The 17,037-nt window shown below is 67.7% G+C and carries 16 protein-coding genes and 1 pseudogene; 14 read left to right on the plus strand and 3 right to left on the minus strand.

What is annotated here, in order from left to right:
* The first annotated feature begins 5 nt into the window (after nt 1-5).
* Together ASD90_RS23875 and ASD90_RS23880 are read left to right on the plus strand one after the other, a co-directional pair.
* Nucleotides 6-308 carry a hypothetical protein gene (locus tag ASD90_RS23875; RefSeq protein WP_162260241.1) on the plus strand — a complete coding sequence of 101 codons (303 nt, stop codon included), beginning with the start codon at nt 6-8 and terminating at the stop codon, nt 306-308.
* Nucleotides 308-964 (plus strand): hypothetical protein, encoded by a 657-nt coding sequence (locus ASD90_RS23880; RefSeq protein ID WP_056761292.1) that lies wholly within the window; start codon nt 308-310, stop codon nt 962-964. Before ASD90_RS23875 ends, ASD90_RS23880 begins: the two co-directional genes overlap by 1 nt.
* Before the next feature lie 335 nt (nt 965-1,299).
* Here the strand turns inward: ASD90_RS23880 and ASD90_RS21745 are convergent, their stop codons facing one another.
* Both ASD90_RS21745 and ASD90_RS21750 read right to left on the minus strand, forming a co-directional pair.
* Nucleotides 1,300-1,512, minus strand: coding sequence for a hypothetical protein (locus ASD90_RS21745; RefSeq protein WP_056761299.1), 213 nt, complete (start codon nt 1,510-1,512; stop codon nt 1,300-1,302).
* Nucleotides 1,513-1,514: 2 nt separating this feature from the next.
* Nucleotides 1,515-1,772: a hypothetical protein gene (locus tag ASD90_RS21750; RefSeq protein ID WP_157623256.1), complete on the minus strand. Its 258-nt coding sequence runs from the start codon at nt 1,770-1,772 to the stop codon at nt 1,515-1,517.
* Nucleotides 1,773-2,221: 449 nt separating this feature from the next.
* Between ASD90_RS21750 and ASD90_RS23235 the strand changes: the two are divergent.
* Both ASD90_RS23235 and ASD90_RS21760 read left to right on the plus strand, forming a co-directional pair.
* Nucleotides 2,222-3,201, plus strand: a pseudogene (locus ASD90_RS23235) (IS481 family transposase).
* A 925-nt stretch (nt 3,202-4,126) separates the two neighbouring features.
* Nucleotides 4,127-4,873, plus strand: a complete 747-nt coding sequence (locus tag ASD90_RS21760; protein ID WP_056761309.1) for a BTAD domain-containing putative transcriptional regulator — start codon at nt 4,127-4,129, stop codon at nt 4,871-4,873.
* Between the two features lie 84 nt (nt 4,874-4,957).
* On the opposite strand, the gene ASD90_RS21765 is transcribed toward ASD90_RS21760, so the two are convergent.
* Nucleotides 4,958-6,451, minus strand: coding sequence for a hypothetical protein (locus tag ASD90_RS21765; protein ID WP_157623257.1), 1,494 nt, complete (start codon nt 6,449-6,451; stop codon nt 4,958-4,960).
* A 468-nt stretch (nt 6,452-6,919) separates the two neighbouring features.
* Between ASD90_RS21765 and ASD90_RS21770 the strand changes: the two genes are divergently transcribed.
* The 10 genes from ASD90_RS21770 to ASD90_RS21815 are packed head-to-tail and all read left to right on the plus strand — an operon-like array spanning nt 6,920 to nt 17,023.
* Nucleotides 6,920-7,756 carry a BTAD domain-containing putative transcriptional regulator gene (locus ASD90_RS21770; RefSeq protein ID WP_056761317.1) on the plus strand — a complete coding sequence of 279 codons (837 nt, stop codon included), beginning with the start codon at nt 6,920-6,922 and terminating at the stop codon, nt 7,754-7,756.
* Between the two features lie 16 nt (nt 7,757-7,772).
* Nucleotides 7,773-8,375, plus strand: coding sequence for a DUF4255 domain-containing protein (locus ASD90_RS21775; protein ID WP_082588983.1), 603 nt, complete (start codon nt 7,773-7,775; stop codon nt 8,373-8,375).
* Entirely contained in the window at nt 8,372-9,256 is an 885-nt protein-coding gene (locus ASD90_RS21780) for a hypothetical protein (protein ID WP_157623258.1), read from the plus strand. The genes ASD90_RS21775 and ASD90_RS21780 overlap by 4 nt, the downstream gene beginning before the upstream one ends.
* A gap of 25 nt (nt 9,257-9,281) precedes the next feature.
* Entirely contained in the window at nt 9,282-11,291 is a 2,010-nt protein-coding gene (locus tag ASD90_RS21785) for a phage tail sheath subtilisin-like domain-containing protein (protein ID WP_056761322.1), read from the plus strand.
* Nucleotides 11,292-11,303: 12 nt separating this feature from the next.
* On the plus strand, nt 11,304-11,762 hold the full coding sequence (locus ASD90_RS21790) for a phage tail protein (RefSeq protein WP_056761325.1): 459 nt from the start codon (nt 11,304-11,306) through the stop codon (nt 11,760-11,762).
* Nucleotides 11,763-11,800: 38 nt separating this feature from the next.
* Nucleotides 11,801-13,897 (plus strand): phage tail sheath C-terminal domain-containing protein, encoded by a 2,097-nt coding sequence (locus tag ASD90_RS21795; protein ID WP_056761327.1) that lies wholly within the window; start codon nt 11,801-11,803, stop codon nt 13,895-13,897.
* Nucleotides 13,890-14,396, plus strand: a complete 507-nt coding sequence (locus ASD90_RS21800) for a phage tail protein (RefSeq protein WP_056761331.1) — start codon at nt 13,890-13,892, stop codon at nt 14,394-14,396. The genes ASD90_RS21795 and ASD90_RS21800 overlap by 8 nt, the downstream gene beginning before the upstream one ends.
* A complete protein-coding gene (locus tag ASD90_RS21805) occupies nt 14,393-15,760 on the plus strand; it encodes a hypothetical protein (RefSeq protein WP_056761334.1) in 1,368 nt (455 codons plus the stop codon). Before ASD90_RS21800 ends, ASD90_RS21805 begins: the two co-directional genes overlap by 4 nt.
* Nucleotides 15,757-15,945 carry a hypothetical protein gene (locus ASD90_RS21810; protein WP_056761336.1) on the plus strand — a complete coding sequence of 63 codons (189 nt, stop codon included), beginning with the start codon at nt 15,757-15,759 and terminating at the stop codon, nt 15,943-15,945. The genes ASD90_RS21805 and ASD90_RS21810 overlap by 4 nt, the downstream gene beginning before the upstream one ends.
* A complete protein-coding gene (locus tag ASD90_RS21815; RefSeq protein ID WP_056761339.1) occupies nt 15,938-17,023 on the plus strand; it encodes a phage late control D family protein in 1,086 nt (361 codons plus the stop codon). Before ASD90_RS21810 ends, ASD90_RS21815 begins: the two co-directional genes overlap by 8 nt.
* The last annotated feature ends 14 nt before the right edge of the window (nt 17,024-17,037 follow it).

The following is a 17,037-nucleotide window of genomic DNA, read 5'->3' on the forward strand; positions in this document are numbered from 1 at the left end:
CTGAGGTGCCCGAGATCCCTTGGGCCGAGATCGGCATGCCCGGCTGGCACCGGACCGATCGCATCGAGGCCCCGGACCGATCGGTGACCGTCGACGGCCCGTGCCCGCGTTGCCATCACGAGACGAGCTTCCGCATCGAAGTGGGGCTGCCAGGTGGCGTCGGAACGAAGACGCAGACCACATCTGGCGCCCCGGGTGCTTCCTTGCCCGTGACGGTAATCTGCGGATGCGGCTATGTTCACCCGGATCGGCCTGCAGAGAGCGGCGAGTCCGGATGCGGCGCGTACTGGTACGACCAGGAGAGCTGATGGCGGACCCCGACGCACAGGGCCCCCGGCCGGAGAAGCGAGCTCTGCCTCGGCCGAGCATCAGCGATAAACGATGGGCACAGCTGGGCCAGGATCTCCGCCTTCGCCAGTTGCGCGACCTGCGCGCCACCGCCGAGCAGTGGCGGAATGGCTTGGCGGGGCTAACGGCCATCGTGACGGTGGTCCTTATCGTCAAGGGCACGGAGACGGTTGCTGACCTCAGCCCCTGGGCTCGCATTGCGACCGGCTTGCTAGTTGCGGGAGCGCTTGCGTTCCTCCTGCTGGGCGCGTGGAGCGCGATGGAAGCGGCTTTCGGAGTGCCGGGTGACGCGATCCTTCTCTCCGGACCAGAGTTGCGGTCCTGGTCAGAAGAGCAGGTGCGCGCCGGCGTCAAGCAACTCACTCGCGCCCGGTGGTCGTTCTTCGCCGGGCTCGTCCTGCTCGCTGCCGCCATCGGCGTGACATGGGTCGACGCTGCCTCGACTGCCGACCCCCTGCTCAACGTCCATGTCGGAAGTCAGGTCTTCTGCGGCGCGCCTGTCGAATCGGCGAGTGGGGAGATCGTGCTCGACACCGCCGAGCGGGGCGGCAAGCAGCAGACGGTGCTGCGTCTGAGGGACGTGACAGAGGTCGAGGTCGTCGGGACCTGCGACTAGTCAGGACCTCACTCGTGCCAATGGGCCTATTGACCATTTTCGGTGAAGGCGGCGAGGATGTCTCGCGCCCAAAGCGGACCGCGGGTTCGAGGGCGAGCGTCTCCCACCGGGGGCTATGGTGGGCCGAGCGGACCGCGCGCAGCGTGTTGATGAGCTTCTTGATCGATAGCCCGGTCGCCTCCTGGAGGTATCGGCTGACGGCGAAAGCGGCGAACACGATGGTCAGGTGCGCCTCGATGCAGTCCTGCCGGTGATGGAAGATCGGCCTGGCGGCAGGTCGGACTTGGCCATTCGGAGGCTCTTCTCGACCTGCCACAGGTCGTGGTATCCGCCCATCACCCGCCGGACACGCTCACCTTCTGCGGGTCGATGTCTGTCACGTCGCACTTCAGCCCGGCGAGCTGCCGAGCTCGCCGCTCCCAGACCACGCCCTTGGTGGCGCCCTCGATCTTCACGAACCGATCCTTCTTGACCGGCCTATGGCCGGCGGCGACCTTCTCGGCCCGGTCGACCATCGCGTTGAGCGAGTCCTTGGTCGTGGCAAACACAACTACACGGCAACGATCGACTGGGGTGACGGCAGCGCCTCGAGCGCCGCCATCACGCTGGAGGGCAGCACCCTCACCGTCTCAGGCGACCACACGTACGCCGAGGAGGGCAGCTTCACCGTCACCACCAACGTGGACCACGAGGGAATCCCCAGCAGCTCGACGAGCACGGCCACCGTCGCCGACGCGCCCCTGACCGCTGCTGCGGCGGTACCGCCGGTCTCACCGCAGGCCTTCACCGGCAACAGTGCGACCTTCACCGACGCCGACCCCCAGGGCACCGCCACCGACTACACGGGCCGCGGTCGAACCCTAAGGTCATGCCCAGCTGTTCACCCAACGCGTTCCGGAAAGGACGCCCATGCGTCCAAGCGAGCCCCTCGGAAACCTTGGAACGGCGACTCATCCGTGGCGTCTCGTATCGCACACCTGCTGCCCTCGATCTCGCAGCGGTAGGGCAAGAGCCACGGATTCGCCGCCGGCTCGGGTAGGCAGGACGCAGAGTGTCCAATCTCACTCCCCGCCGAGGAATGTGCCCCGACCTCCGTCGAAGTGCCTGTGAACGGGCCCAACGCGTGCATTGCTCGGCCCGGTCATCTCCACCTAGGTGTACTCAGCCAGGACGTTGGTGACAGTCAGGCGTTGACGACGAGGAGAACCTCCGGGTGGGGTGGGGAGTGTCTACGTCCCGCACCGCCCGGAGGTTCTCGTGTCCCACGCTAACGCCCGTCTGAATGTCCATGGCCGCCGACTGCTGGTCGACCGGGTCCGACGGCAGGGCTGGGCCGTGGCCCACGCCGCGAAGGCGATGGGCATCTCCAGACAGTGCGCCCACCGGTGGGTGGCCCGGTTCGATGCAGAGGGCGAGGCCGGGCTGGCCGACCGGTCCTCACGACCGCACGCCAGCCCAACCCGCACTCCAGCCGCGGTGGAGGCCGCCGTGGTCGCGGCCCGGTGCGAACACCGGCGCGGACAGGACTGGCTCGGACCCGAGCTCGGGCTCGCGCCCCGGACCGCGGGCCGGGTCCTGCGCCTCCACCACGTGCCATACCTGCGCCACTGCGACCCGCTCACCGGCGCGGTGATCCGATCGAGTCGCAGCACTGCGGTCCGCTACGAACGCGAGCGTCCCGGCGAGCTGGTCCACGTCGACGTCAAGAAGATCGGACGGATCCCGGACGGCGGCGGGTGGAAGGCCCACGGCCGCGCCGCCACCAACGCCGCGAAACGCAAACGCCCCCGGATCGGCTACGACTACGTCCACTCGATGGTCGATGACCACTGCCGCCTGGCCTACAGCGAGATCCACCCGGACGAGACCGCCATAACCTGCGCCGCGTTCCTGACCCGGGCCATCGCCTACTTCGCCGAGCACGGCATCCCCCGCATCGAGCGGGTCATGACCGACAACGCTTTCGCCTACCGCCACGAAGCCGCGCTTTCCGTGAGGTCGTGGCCGCGGCCGGCGCGCGGCAGAAGTTCATCAAGCCGCACTGCCCGTGGCAGAACGGGAAGGTCGAACGGTTCAACCGGACCCTGGCCAGCGAGTGGGCCTGCCGGCAGGTGTTCACCAGCAACGCCGAACGAGCCGCCGCACTTGCACCCTGGCTCGAGCACTACAACACTCGACGGCGCCACACCGCACTCGAGGGCCTCCCACCAACGAGCCGACTGTCACCAACGTCCTGACCGGATACACCTAGGACGGCCGCTCGACCGCGACGAGCCTTCGACCCACCAAGTCATCCACGAGTCCATCTTCGTGGGACAGACTCCGGCCGCGCCGGCCGAAACGCAGTCTCATGCCGCCGACAGGAACCTCGGTTGGGTGGGCGGTATCACACCTGGTCTCAAGGGTCTCGGCTGGCTGTGCCGTTGCGCGCCGAGAGCCCAAGCTCGGGCTGGAGATTCAAGAGAGCGTAAAGAAGTGCGCAAACTGCCCGTCGACTCGTCGACGAACCCCCATGCTCTAGGGGTCGAGCATTTTCCGTAATCCTTGGATGCTGAACCTGACACGACTCGGACACGCGTTTTCGGCTGGATCGGAATCGCCTTTGAGTGCGCCTACCGCTAAAGAGACCTGAGAGCCGCGCTCAGAAGGATGATTAGTCGCGACCCTCTCCGCTCGACGATCAAATCGGTCAAAAGGGACTCAAGATGGTCTATTCGACATTGTCTACAGAACAATACATGCATGGACAAATCGCTTCCGATTCGCGTAAGTCATTCAGGTGCGCTCCCCTTCCGTCGCTGACGCCACTCGCCGAAAGATGTCCTGACGATGTCCACGACGTCATCCACGGACCTGCAGACCTGCGTCGTCGGCATGCTCGGGCGATCGCGCGTCACGCGTGCGCGGATTCCGTCGTCGTCGGACCACGCACTGATTACAATCACGAGGGAATCGCTGTCGACCCCCCGCGGTCCATCGACAGTTCCATGGCTCATCGCAGCACGATATGCGCCTACCGTCACTGCTTCGTGGTCACCGCAAGGCGCTGGCGTGGGGCTGTGCACGGGTCGCCGGATGGGAACGTGCAGCGGCCCAGCCGAACACGAGACTTGCCCTACCGGCAAGAATGGCCTGCACCCTGACAAGCCCGCGGGAGAACTGATGTCCCCGAAAGGCAAGAGGGCGGCCGCCAGCCTGAGGTTGCTGCGCGGTTTCGAAATGCGCCTAGAAGGAGAGCTAGTGGTGCTACCGGCGCATGCCGAACGCCTGGTCGCGTTGCTGGCCATTCGCGTCCGGCCACAGCATCGGCGCAATCTTGCCGCGACCCTCTGGACGTACAGCACTGAGAGCCGAGCTGCCGCCAGTCTACGTACGACCTTGTGGCGGACACGGCAGACCTTGGGGGACTGCGTTGAAGTGCATGGGGCAATGCTCGCGCTAGCGCCTCATGTGAGTGTCGACCTAAATGATCTGGTGACTCAGTGCCGGCAGTTGCTGGATGATGATACGGGCATGTCGGCGGAGGACGTCGATCCGGTCGATCTGGATGGTGAGCTTCTGCCTGACTGGGACGAAGATTGGATCCTGCTCGAGCGCGAGAGAACGCACCAGCTTCGCATTCACGCGCTGGAGGCGATGTGCCACGAGCTAAGTCTCGCCGGCCGGCCGGGTCCGGCCATAGACGCCGGACTCGCGGCCGTGGCCGCAGAGCCGTTACGGGAGACCGCCCAGCGCACCCTCATCGCCGCCTACTTACGCGAAGGCAACGTGTGTGAGGCCCGACGCCAGTACCACGCCTACATCGAGCTGCTGGGCGACGCCCTGGGAATCGAACCCTCCGAGCCCTTGCGGGCCCTCCTCGAGTCCGCCGGCGCGAGACAGGACGGACGGACGAATCCTGCCCGATGACCGAACGGCCCCCGGGCAGGATCAAATGCCTCGTGCCCACGCACTGATCGGGCACTGGGTCCTCCTACGTCTCCACTGACGGGTTCACCGGGACGTGCTGCGTCGGGACACTCCGGACGAACTACCCCGGCGCGGGGGACCGTCGTAGCGTTCGGACCCGCGGTCGCTGCCCTCGCGACGCGACGAGCGCTCGTCACGGTCATCCTCCGGGCGGCGCCTGGCTGGCCGGCGCTCGTATCGGTCGTCGTCCTGCTCGTCCTCCAGCTCCTCGTCGTCCTCGTCGTCCTCGTCGTCCTCGTCGTCCTCGTCGTCCTCGTCGTCCTCGTCGTCCTCGTCGTCCTCGTCGTCGTCGCGCGGCTCGTCTTCATAGCGCCGAGCCCGACCGTCTTCCGTACGGCCCCCGCCATGGTGCCGATGGTCGCCATCCCGGCAGTCCTGGCAGTCACACCCGCAGACGTCGTCGACATCCGGGTCCGTGCCGGGAACTTGGCGCACATAGCCCTGGATGATCTCGTCCACCGCGTTGTCTCGAATTCGACGACAACAGGCGTTCCGCTCCTCCCACCGAGCTTCGCGAACTCGCAGTTCGCCGTCCAGCGTGGCGATCGCCCGATGCCCGGCCATGGAGACCTTCATGGCCCGGCAGAGACATGAGACGTATGTTGCGACGTCCCCGAAACCCGCCCACACGTCGTCAAGGTGCCACTCGGCGACGAGCGCCCGCGCGTAGAGCCGGATGTAGTCGACCGGACCGGGGTCCGCCGTCTCGACGACCGGCATGGCCATCGCAGTCGAGCCCGTGCCGGACGGTGACTCTGCGGCGCCGGCCGCCGACTCCTCCGTGTCACTCGCGACCGCTGGCTTGGTGGGCGGCGCCGGCGCTGGAGTGGGCACCTTGCTCGGGAGGACCACCGCGAGGATCGCGTAGATCTCCTCGCGAGCGGCGGCGACCCTGGCCTGGAGCAGATCGGGCTCGAGGGCGAGCCTGGCGAAGCAATCGTCAGCCACAGACGTCAGATAGCCGAATCGCGCCACCTGCGCCTCGAGATCGTCGACCCCGCAATCATGCAGCTCGACGTCGAACGTCGACTCCACACAGCAGCATTGAACGCGGCAGCGCCGAAGTCGTCTGTGAACCCTCTGCCACGACCGCTGGAGACGCTCGATCGTGTCGCGATCGTCGACGTGGCATCGGATCTCATGCTTGGCGTCGTTGAGCTGGTCCCTGAGGTCCTCGACGACGGGAATGACCTTGTAGCGAGCTTGCCCGTAGGCGAGTCGGGCCGACTCGTACGACTGCGGAGCCGGAGCATCTTTGTGCTCGTCGGCGTACTTGGCTCTGGCCTTGTCGCCTTCCGACTGGCAGTGCATCTCGACCGACTCGGTGTCGCAGGCATTGCATCCGCATCGCGTGAAGGCGCGATCGTCCTTCGGACTGCGCGGCAGGCAGTCGGTGCACGGCGCTTCCTCAGCGTCATTCGCGACGGAGGGGTCCGGCTGGGAAGGCGGCACTGCCGCAGCTGCGCCTCCATTCGCCTGGCCGTTCGCGGAGCTCTCAGTTTCCGGTTGTGTTGACATGGGCCCTCCTCAAGAGCGAACGCCAGAATTGTTTCCGTGCACCGTCACCGCAGCGTTGCGCCCACGAGCCCATGTGGAAGGCGCCCCGGACGGAGATCGCGGCTGTCACGCGCCGGTGACGGGCGGCCCGTCATGGTGGCTGCATGGGGCCGAGCCTCGAACCACGCGGGGTGTGCATCGTGCGTGTCACCAAGGACTCAACTGGCATGATCCTCACGATCGTCAGCCGGCTTGACGTCAGCCGGACGAGTCTGCCCGTCTAGCAGACGTGCTCAGGCGTCGATGAGAGCCTGGCCGTGGTCCGGTGCTTCCTCGACGACTTCGATCGCGGGAACCGCGCCGGCTGACAGGGCGGACGGGCCGAGCGCCGTAGCGGTTTCCACGAGTGCGGTGACGCCACCGTGACGGCCCGATGACGCCGTGGCGGCACGCTGTGGGCCTGAGTTCCGTAAGGCAGGGGGACCCACTATGCGCGCGCAGCTGCAGCAACCGTGTCGAGGTTCGCTGATTCAGAGCAGGCTGTGTCTGCTCGGGGAGGTGCGCATCGACGTCGGCGGCTGGACCCCGCGGATTCCCGAGAGCAGCAAGCCGCTTCTTGTGCTGCTCGCCCTGCACAGCCGACAGGTCGAGCGTCGTTGGGCGGCGGGCGTCCTGTGGCCCGACGGAAATGACGAGCGTGCTGCAGGAAACCTGCGCTCGGCAATCTGGCGGCTGCGCGGCGCGGGGCTGGACATCCTGGAGTCCACCAAGGTCAGCGTCCGACTTGCCGACCACGTCAGCGTGGACGTCGACTCGGTCGACGAATGGGCCGGCAGCATCATGGCTGGCACGACGGGCGACAGCGATCTACGAGTCCATCCCGAGTGCGTCGAGGCACTTGACCTTCTGCCTGGCTGGTATGAGAACGACTACGTCATCATGGCGCGAGAGCGCTTGAGGCACAGGGTCCTTCACGCCTTGGAGGCATTGAGCCGCGCGCTCTCGCAGCGTGGCCGACACGACGAAGCCGTAGACGCGGCTCTGCTTGCGGCTCGGCTGGAGCCCTTCCGGGACAGCGCGCAACGGGTTCTGATCGCCGCCCATCTCGCCGAAGGGAACTGGATCGAGGCGCAGCGCAGCTGCAGGCTCTACGTCGATCTACTCCAGTCAGAGCTCGGGATCGACGCGCCAACCGATCTTCGCGACTTCATGTGCCGGCCATGGGACTTTGCCGCGGGACCGGGCGGCGGCGCGCCGCAGCAACGGTCCGATTCCGGCGCCACCGCGGTGCGCAACGGGCACCGTGACGCTCGGGTGACGACCTGACAGGAGTATGACGGCTGTGGCGAACTTCCGAAGCATCGCGGCAGTGGGCAAGAGTTTGGCGACTATGCTCAACTCACGCTTTGCACTGGTCCCGCCCGTGCCGAACGCCACGGCGAAGCTGATCCAGACCGACGATCTGGACAACGCCAAGGCCATGCTGCCGCTTCCCGTCGTCTCGATCCTGTTGTACCGGGTGGACTTCAACAAGGCGATGAGAGCCTCGTGGTCGGGAGTCGGTGCCCTGGATGGCCGGGCGCACCTTCCCGTCGACCTGCACTACCTCATGACTGCATGGGCGGACAACGCCGAGTCGGAGCACCTCCTGCTCGGGCGCACGATGCAGATCATCGAGGAGGTCGGCGCCCTCAGCGGCCCGTTGCTGTGGCCGGACGCCGAGTGGCTGTCGGGCGAAGCCGTCCAGCTGTACCTCGAGGATGTCGCGACCGATGACCTAATGCGCACGTTCGAAAGCCTCACGTGCGACTTCCGTCTCAGCATCCCGTACTTGGCACGCATCGTCGTGGTGTCGACCGACGAAGGCAATGCGGTGCCGGACGTCCTCACGCACATCCAGGGACTGCGACCGCACCTCGCACCAGCCGGGGCAGCAGGGCCATGAACGAGGTGCTGCCAGATGTGTGGCTCGAGCGGATCGTCCGGCTCCAGGTCGGCGTGCTCCCCGTGGACGCTGTCGGCGGCGCCCGCCGTCTCACGTCCGTGGAGGTGTTCAGCGAGAACGTCCCCCGGCCACACGGCATACCGCCTGGGCGTGGACTCGCACCGGTCGCCTCGATCGGCCTGCCCCGGCTGCGCCGGACCCCATCGGGCCGGTATGCCGTGGTGTTCGGCACGCCCGCGGCGCGCGTCGGCATGGGCGTGCTCCGCGTGACCGTGCGGATCGTCGATCGTTTCGGCATGTTCGTGCCGCGGCGACTGTCCATACCCGTGCACGACCTGGCCCGAATACTCGAGAATGAGGCGGTGGTCGAGGCCGACCCCACGCGGAGCCGGTTGGTCCGCTCCTGCCAGCCTTGGCTCTACCCGTCGTCGCGCTGCGCCTTGCCTGCCGGTGGGACGGTCGTGCGTGGACGAGTGGTGTCGGGAGCCTCCCGTGCTGCCGTTCCGTGGCCGCGTGTGTCGGCCAGCCTCGTAGGACAGCCGACACCCAGGTGGCACGGCCACGGCGACCAGAACGGCGAGTTCGTCATCGTCGTCGGAGCCGTCCCTCCCGCCGTCGTGAAGGAGCTGAGCGATCGGCTCGAGCTGCGCGTGACCGTGCGCGGCCGCCCGATGCCGGCCCCCACAGACCCGGTCGACTCACCAGCCGAGTCTCGCGACGACCCGCTCTGGCTCCTGCCGGTCGAGCGGGTGCCGTCTCAACCCGTCACCGACGACGTCCTGACCGGCGTGCGGACTCCACCCGGATACAGCCGATCGGCCGCAGCGCGGATCACGTGCCGCAGGGGCCATTTCACCGCCATGCACCAGATCGTCCTGTGACGATCGCAACCCGAGAGGAGACCCCATGGAGTACCTCGCCCCAGGCGTCTACGTCGAGGAGGTCTCGTATCGGTCGAAGTCGATCCAGGGCGTGCCCACATCGACGACCGGCTTCGTCGGGCTGACGCACTACGGCCCTGTGCGCTACGACGGTGGCCCGCGCAACTGCGAGCCCCGCCTCGTAACCAGTTACGCCGAGTTCGAGCGGGTGTACGGCGGGCTGACGGCGCTGCAGATCGCCGGCAACCGAGTCCCCTACCTGGCCCATGCCGCACGCGCCTTCTTCCTCAACGGCGGTCGGAGGCTCTACGTCTCGCGTGTCTTCACACCGAATGCCGGTGGCCCCGGGGGCGTCGCCTCGATGCCCGTCGCCGCGCCAACGGCCGCAGCCGGAGGCAATCCTGCGCTGGACGGTGCCCGGCTCAGGGCGCGGTGGCCCGGCAAGGACGGCAACGTCACCGTCGAGGCCGTCGCGGTCCGGGGCGGAAACCTCGCGAAGCCCAAGCCGGCAGGGACCGCGGGCGAGACGCCGACGGCCATCGGCGACCTGGTCTCGGACGCGGCGACCCACGGGATCGTCGTCGAGCTAGTCCAGGGCGCTGGGCAGGGCCAGAGCCGCGTCCCGCCGGCGGTTCCGAGCCCTGACACGTCGCCGGCCGCGCCACAGCGGCTGCTACGCATGCTCTGGATCAGCCGCGACCGCAAGACCGTGCAGCTGATCGACGACAGCGGCCAGCTGGACCCGGTGTCGTATCCGGCCGACACGCTGATCCTGCCGGTCACGGTCACCGTCATCGTGCACGGCGAGTACGGGCGGGTGGACACGTACCCCCGGCTGAACGTCGCTGCGGCGGCATCGGGGTCGATCGATCGCGTGCTGGGCTGGAACTCCGCGGTCGACGACGACGCCCTCATCGCGTTCGAGTTCACCGGTCTGGACGCGCAGGGAGCGACCATCGCCCGCTCGCCCGCCGTCCCACCGGATCCACCGCCGGTCGGCGGTGCGCCGCAGCCGGCCGCCTGGATCGGCAACTGGATCAAGGTCCTCCGGGCACTCGTGGGCCCGCTGGGCACACCCAAGTCGTGGACCTTGAACGGTGGCGATGACGGTGCGATGCCGGGACCGGACGACCTGAACGGGATGGACGCCGACCCTGACGACGCGACCAGGAAGGCCACCGGCCTCAAGGCGCTCGCCGAGGTCGAGGACATCGCCATCGTCGCGATGCCGGACGCGGCCGACCAGGACGAGGACGACAAGGTCTTCGTTGCGACCCAGTACCTCATCCGTCACGCCGAGGAATGCCGCTACCGGATAGCCGTGGTCGACGGGCCGAAGAGCGCGTCACTGAACAGGATCCGCAGCTTCCGCGGCAACTTCGACTCGAAGTATGCGGCGCTCTATCACCCATGGATAGAAATACTGGACCCGAACGGTCCACCAGCGCCGGGAGTGCCCACTCCTCGTCTGCTCCTGCCGCCATCCGGATTCGTCACGGGGATCTATGCGCGAAACGACATCACGCGCGGCGTATACAAGGCGCCCGCGAACGAGGTCGTCTACGGCCTCACGCGATTCGAGATGAACATCAACCAAGGGCGCAACGAGATGCTCAACCCCGAGCACATCAACGCCCTGCGCTTCTTCCCCGGGCGGGGAAACCGGGTGTGGGGTGCACGAACCTTGAGCTCGGACCCGGAGTGGCTATACGTCAGCGTGCGTCGATACTTTGCCTTCCTTGAACATTCAATCGACAAAGCCACCCAATGGGCTGTCTTCGAGCCCAACGGAGAAGCCTTGTGGCGCAACATAACCCGTACGGTGTCGGACTTCCTCGAAGTGCAATGGCGAGATGGTGCTCTCTTGGGATCCACGCCGGACGAGGCATTCTTCGTGCTTTGCGACCGCAGCAGTATGAGCCAGAACGATTTGGACAACGGGCGTCTTATCTGCCTTATCGGGGTGGCCGTGGTGAAGCCGGCCGAATTCGTCATCTTCCGCATCGGGCAGTGGACCGCTGCCGCCAAGGGATAGCGAGGCAGCGCAATGGCCACAGAACGACTCAACCCGTACGGCGCATTCAGCTACATGGTCGAGTTCGGTGAGCCGCTGAACGGCGGCGGGCACCCGATCCAAGCCGGCTTCTCCGACGTGTCCGGGCTCGGCAACGAAGTGAACTACTCCGAGTACCGCACGGGAGTCGATGCAGAGAACACGGTGCGCAAGATTCCGAACACCTTCAAGATCGACGAGATCACCCTCAAGCGCGGTCTGATCGGGTCGACCGACATCTTCCAGTGGATCACCGACGTCCGGAACGGCGCCTACCAGCCGCGAAGCGTGACGATCGTGATGCTCGATGAAGCGCGCAACGACGTGCTGCACATCGTGCTGACAAACGCGCAGCCGAAGAAGTGGGTGGGTCCGACCCTGGCGGCCAAGGGTGGTGGCGAGGTCGCCATGGAGGAGCTCCACCTCGTCGCCGAGCGGATCGACTTCGAGTAGGGCCGGCCATGACTCTGCCTCCCGGATTCTCCGAGTTGATGAACGAGGCCACGACGGCCTCGCCACGGCTCGGAGCCCCCGGCGTGTACTTCACGTCGGGGCTGCCGATCGGGGCCTTGGCGCCCGAGGCGATGGATGTCGCGGCGTTCGTCGGTGTGACTGCCCGCGGGCCGGCGTGGGAGGTGACCAGCGATCCGGACGTGGAGGAAGGAGAACCGTTTCGGGCCCGGTCGGTCGCCGTCCCCGTGACGAGCTGGGATGACTACGTCGAGCTCTTCGGCGGATTCGAGGGACCCGGACTGCTGCCGTATGCGGTCTCCGCATACTTCGCCCAGGGCGGTGCGCTCGCTTACGTGGTTCGGGTCGTCGCATGGCAGCGTTGCCGCCCCGTCCCGGACCTCACGCCGCCCGGTTGCACCGAGCTCCGGATCGGGCCCGAGGAGGCGCAGCGCGGGGCCCAGTCCTCGGGGTGGCTTCGCGTGGCAGCGCGGAACGAGGGGACCTGGGGAAACCACCTGTCGATGAGCGTGCGGTTCACGCGGCGCAGGTTGACCGACATCTCGGCGAGAGTCGACAGCGCCGAGGAGCTGAAGCTGCCCCCGGGGGCGCTCGTCACGCCGGGCGCGACCCTGGTGCTGACGGCCCCGAGTCCCGACCGCCAGGCGGACCCGATGAACCTCGCGCCGGCGCGCACGGAGTACCGCACGGTCGACGAGATCCAGCGGCGGCCGCACCTCGACATGCCCGGGTCCGACCTGTCCGTGGTGCTCGAACCCCCGGTGGACCTCACCGTCGCGATGACGGTCGACGTGGTTGAGGCCGACGTCGTCGTGACCGACCTGGGCGACCCCGACCGGCCGAGGGTGGAGACGCTCCGAGCGGTGGGCTTCGACGAGCGGCATCCCCGCTTCGTGAAGCGAGTGATCGGGGAGGAGTCCCGGCTGATCCAGTTCGTCTCGATCGAGAACACCCAGCTCGGCGATGCAGTGCGTCGAGGACGGGTCAGCTCGGAACTCGAGCAGCCCGGGGTGGACCTTTGGGACTCACTCGTGCCCGAGGACGTCTTCCAGGTCCGCGGTGCATCGCGGACAACGGAGTCGAGATTTCAGTGGAACGAGCCGGAGGCCCACGCTGGGGTGGGAGCGATCACGCTGATCGACGACGTGGCATCGATCGTGGTTCCGGACCTCTATGCACCCTGGGCTCGCCTGGCACCCCCGACCGTGACCGAGACCGACACCCGGCCGCCGACCTTCGCGCGCTGCACTCCACCTGATTCGCCACAGCCGCCGCCACCCGCGTCGCCGCCCGGCCTGCGCCTCGACCCGACCGACCCGGTCGATCGGGCGCACATACTCACGTTGCAGCAGGCCCTCGTGTCCTGGGCCGAGGCTGCGCAACGCGTAGTCCTGCTCGACGTCCCACCCGGGTTGACGATGGGTCAGGTGCTCGCGTGGCGCGCGCAGCTCGACTCGGGCTTCGCCGCCGCATACCACCCCTGGCTGCGTACCCCGGCTCCGCCCAGCACGGTGCGACCGGTGCCGCCATCGGCCGTCGCTGCTGGAGTCATCGCGCGCAGCGAGCGAGCATACGGAATCGCCCGGGGCCCCGCCAACGAGATCGGCGTCAGCATCGTCGATGTCGAGACGGCCGTCTCGCCGGCCGACCACACGACGCTGCATCGGCTCGGGGTGAACGTCTTCCTGGTGGACATCGACGGCATACGGCTCACCGCTGCCCGCACGCTCTCCTCCGACGCGCAATGGCGTCAGCTCAGCGTGCGGCGCCTGCTGCTGTCCATCGAAAGGGCCTGCCGGGCACGGCTCGCGTGGGCGGTCTTCGAGCCGAACGATTCTCGGCTGCGTGACGCTCTGCGACGACAGCTGGACAGCATGCTGCACGCGCTGTTCGAGCAGGGCTCCTTCGCCGGGTCCACCGCCGATGAGTCGTGGTTCGTGCACATCGCCGAGCCGGATGACTCGAAGGCACAGGTCGACGCCGCTCGGGTCATCGTCGAGATCGGTGTGGCACCGGCGGAGCCGCTGGAGTTCATCATCGTCCAGGTGGCGCTGCAACCCGAAGGCGACATCAAGGTCGCGCTCAGAAGCGGAGCGGGGGTGGGCGTCGGTGCCTGACCTTCTCGCTCGGACCTTTCAGTTCAGGGTCACCCTCACGCAGTCACCGGCGGTCCCACCCGTCGGCGGGACGGATCAACCCTCGCAGTCCGGTGTGTTCACCGACGGGGCGTTCGCGGAGTGCACCGGCCTCGACATGGAGATGGACGTCGGTGAGTACGTCGAGGGCGGTCGCAACAACGGAATCCTCCAACACCTTGGCCGCACCAAGACGTCGCGGATCACGCTTCGCCGCGGCATGCTCTTCCCGATCGGCGGCAGGGTCAATGCCGAGCTGTGGCAGTGGTTCCAGGACGTCGTCGACGGAGTCCGGCCGTTGCGACGCTACGACGGCACGATCAGCATCCTCGACGACGGTGACCGGGCGGTCGCGACCTGGAGGTTCGTCCGCGGACTGCCTGCGAAGCTCGTCGGTCCCCAACTGAACGCCGCCACCGGAGCGGTTGCCATCGAAGAGCTCCAGATCGCCCATGAAGGACTCCGCTGGGAGGCCCGATGAGCGACAAGAAGTTCGAGAAGGCCGTCCTCACAGAGGTCGAGCAGAAGCCGTCCAACCCGCCTCGAGAGATCAAGAGAATCGAGGTCCAGATCAATCCGGCGACCCTGCGTCTGCAGACCACGGCCAGCGTCGACAGCGGCAAGGACACCGGTCGACAGCGCACGCAATACCAGGGCACGACGTCGACGCTGTCATTCGACCTGACCTTCGACACCTCCGACGAGGGCACCACAGACGTGCCGATCGACGTCCGCAAGCGGACCGCTGAGATCGAACGGTTCGTGTGGCCCGTCACAAAGAAGGCGGCGCCGCCTCGGGTCCAGTTCACCTACGGGACGCTCCATGTCGTCGGCGTCATGACCAGCGTCAACATCGACTTCGACCTGTTCAGCTTCAGTGGCGTCCCGCTGCGCGCGAAGTGCGCGGTGCAGATCAAGGAGCAGAAGGCCGAGTTCGACCTGACGCAGGACGGCGCCGGCGCCAACACCGGCGCGGGCGCCTCGGACGTCCTGCGACCCGGGGCCGCGGGCGGCCAGCCGTCGGGCGCAGACGGGACACCCCGCCGCCCCACCGACCGCACGGGAGCGGCCGTCGCAGGAGAGAGCGCGCCGTCGTTCGCCAACCGGATGGGTCTTGACCCCAAGGCGTGGAAAGGCCTCCAGGGCATCGACGACCCGATGAACCTGACCGCCGGTGAGCAGATCGACTACGCGTCGGACCTGTCCCTCGACGTGGGGCTTGGCGTTCAGGTCGGCCCGGGGGCGGTCTCGTCGGCGCCCCCGGCGGCCGGGCCCACCGCGTCCGAACTTCCTGCGAGCCCCGTCCCCACATCCCTACCTCTGAGCGGACCCGACCTGACGGCGGCCGGCGGCCTAACGAACGCACTCGGTCGCCTCGCGGCCAGCGCGGCGGCTGGCGCTGCGGCGGCCGCCGTTGCCTCGTTCACCGGAGCGGCCGCGCGGTCGGGGTCTGGCACAGCGACGACACCTGACGCCCCGAGCACGCCGTTTGCCTCGGCCCAGCCGGGCACCGACCGTCCCGACCCGCGCGCCGTGACGTACGGGTATGGCGCGCCACTGCGACCGCGGCGGGCCGTGGTCGGGCCCGCTGCGGTCGGTCTGGTCCACCAGCGGCAGCGCCGGCTCGCGGCAGGAGGGGAGCTACCGCCCGAGTCACACGACTCCACGGTTCCCAGCTGGCAGGCGCTCTCGGCCCATGAGATGGCACTGGCGCCGGGGCCCGACGGCGGCGGGTGCGGGTGCGGCTCCGGCGGGTGTGACGGCGGGTGCGGCTCTGGCAGCGGGGGATGCTCGCACGGCTCGACAACGGTCGTGCGCGGGTCATGCGCAGGAGGTTGTCCATGAGCCTGCACATCGGCGACATCACCTCCGAAGTCAGGGTCGAAGGGCCGGTGCCGACTGGAGGGCCTCCGGCCGGCGGAGCCCAGCAGCCCGCGCAGCCGTGGGATTTCATCGAGCGGCATCGACTGCTGGACGAAGAGGTGTCCGACCTGCGTCGGCGCACGGACTCGGAGGGATTCGATGGCTGAGACTCCGGCATACGCATCCGCCAGTCCCGTGCTCAGCGTCGACGGCAGCCGCGAGCCTGACCTCGCCCGGGACCTCGTCCGCCTCGAGGTCGCCGAGACGACGGAAGGGCTTCGCACCCTCGTCGCCCACGTGCTCGGAAATGCCCCTCGGGTTCAGTCCTCCAAAGACGTCGTCGAGTACCTGGACGGCAGGACGCTCGACTTCGGCAAACGGCTACAGGTGTCCATCGGACCACCGGGCACCGAGAAGATCGTGTTCAAGGGCGTCATCTCCGCGATCGGTGCCGACTTCGCCGACGGGGATGCTCCGACGATCGTCATCCACGCAGAGGACGATCTCATGCGACTCCGGTTGACCCAGCGTTCGGCGACATACCTCAAGGTCACGGATGCCGACGTCCTGCGCACGATCGCGTCGAAGCATGGCCTCACCGCCAAACCAGACGTCGACGGGCCGACCTACGACGTTGTGCAGCAGTTCAACCAGAGCGACCTGGCCTTCCTTCGCGAACGTGCGAGAAGGATCCGCGCCGAGCTGTGGGCGGACGACGGCGCGCTTCGCCTGACAACGCGCGACCGACGGCCGAGCACGACGGCGACCCTGACGCGGGGTGGGGACCTCATCTCGCTCACCGCTCGCGCCGACCTCGCCGAGCAGTGCACGTCCGTTCGCGCTGCGGGGTACGACGCATTGTCACGCAAGTCCATCGACGCGGAGGCTCCCGCCTCGACGGTGAATGCCGAGACGACCGGCGGCCGGACCGGGCCGCAGACTCTCGAACGCGCCCTCGGTGAGCTGCCCGGGCGACTCATCCGTGACGTCCCCGTCGCCGAAACGGAAGCGCGCGCGTACTCACGTGCGGAGATGCTCGGCCGCTCGCGGCGTTTCGTCCGTGTCCGCGGGGTCACCAGTGGCACGCCTCAGCTGCTGGTCGGCACCCAGGTCACCCTGTCGCGCTGCGGCCGGCCCTTCGACGGCCCCGGCTACTACGTCACCGCCTTTCGGCACACGTACGACCTACGGAACGGGATGCGCACGCATTTCGACGCCGAGCGACCGACTGTCAACGCGAGCTGAGCGGAAGGGGACCC

Source organism: Terrabacter sp. Root181 (genome assembly GCF_001428505.1).
In the GTDB taxonomy this organism is placed as follows: domain Bacteria; phylum Actinomycetota; class Actinomycetes; order Actinomycetales; family Dermatophilaceae; genus Terrabacter.

Coding starts and splice junctions, on each gene's coding strand:
- ASD90_RS23880 (WP_056761292.1), top strand. CDS start 308: ATGGCGGACCCCGACGCACAGGGCCCCCGGCCGGAGAAGCGAGCTCTG.
- ASD90_RS21760 (WP_056761309.1), top strand. CDS start 4,127: ATGTCCCCGAAAGGCAAGAGGGCGGCCGCCAGCCTGAGGTTGCTGCGC.
- ASD90_RS21765 (WP_157623257.1), bottom strand. CDS start 6,451: ATGTCAACACAACCGGAAACTGAGAGCTCCGCGAACGGCCAGGCGAAT.
- ASD90_RS21770 (WP_056761317.1), top strand. CDS start 6,920: ATGCGCGCGCAGCTGCAGCAACCGTGTCGAGGTTCGCTGATTCAGAGC.
- ASD90_RS21780 (WP_157623258.1), top strand. CDS start 8,372: ATGAACGAGGTGCTGCCAGATGTGTGGCTCGAGCGGATCGTCCGGCTC.
- ASD90_RS21785 (WP_056761322.1), top strand. CDS start 9,282: ATGGAGTACCTCGCCCCAGGCGTCTACGTCGAGGAGGTCTCGTATCGG.
- ASD90_RS21790 (WP_056761325.1), top strand. CDS start 11,304: ATGGCCACAGAACGACTCAACCCGTACGGCGCATTCAGCTACATGGTC.
- ASD90_RS21795 (WP_056761327.1), top strand. CDS start 11,801: ATGAACGAGGCCACGACGGCCTCGCCACGGCTCGGAGCCCCCGGCGTG.
- ASD90_RS21805 (WP_056761334.1), top strand. CDS start 14,393: ATGAGCGACAAGAAGTTCGAGAAGGCCGTCCTCACAGAGGTCGAGCAG.
- ASD90_RS21810 (WP_056761336.1), top strand. CDS start 15,757: ATGAGCCTGCACATCGGCGACATCACCTCCGAAGTCAGGGTCGAAGGG.
- ASD90_RS21815 (WP_056761339.1), top strand. CDS start 15,938: ATGGCTGAGACTCCGGCATACGCATCCGCCAGTCCCGTGCTCAGCGTC.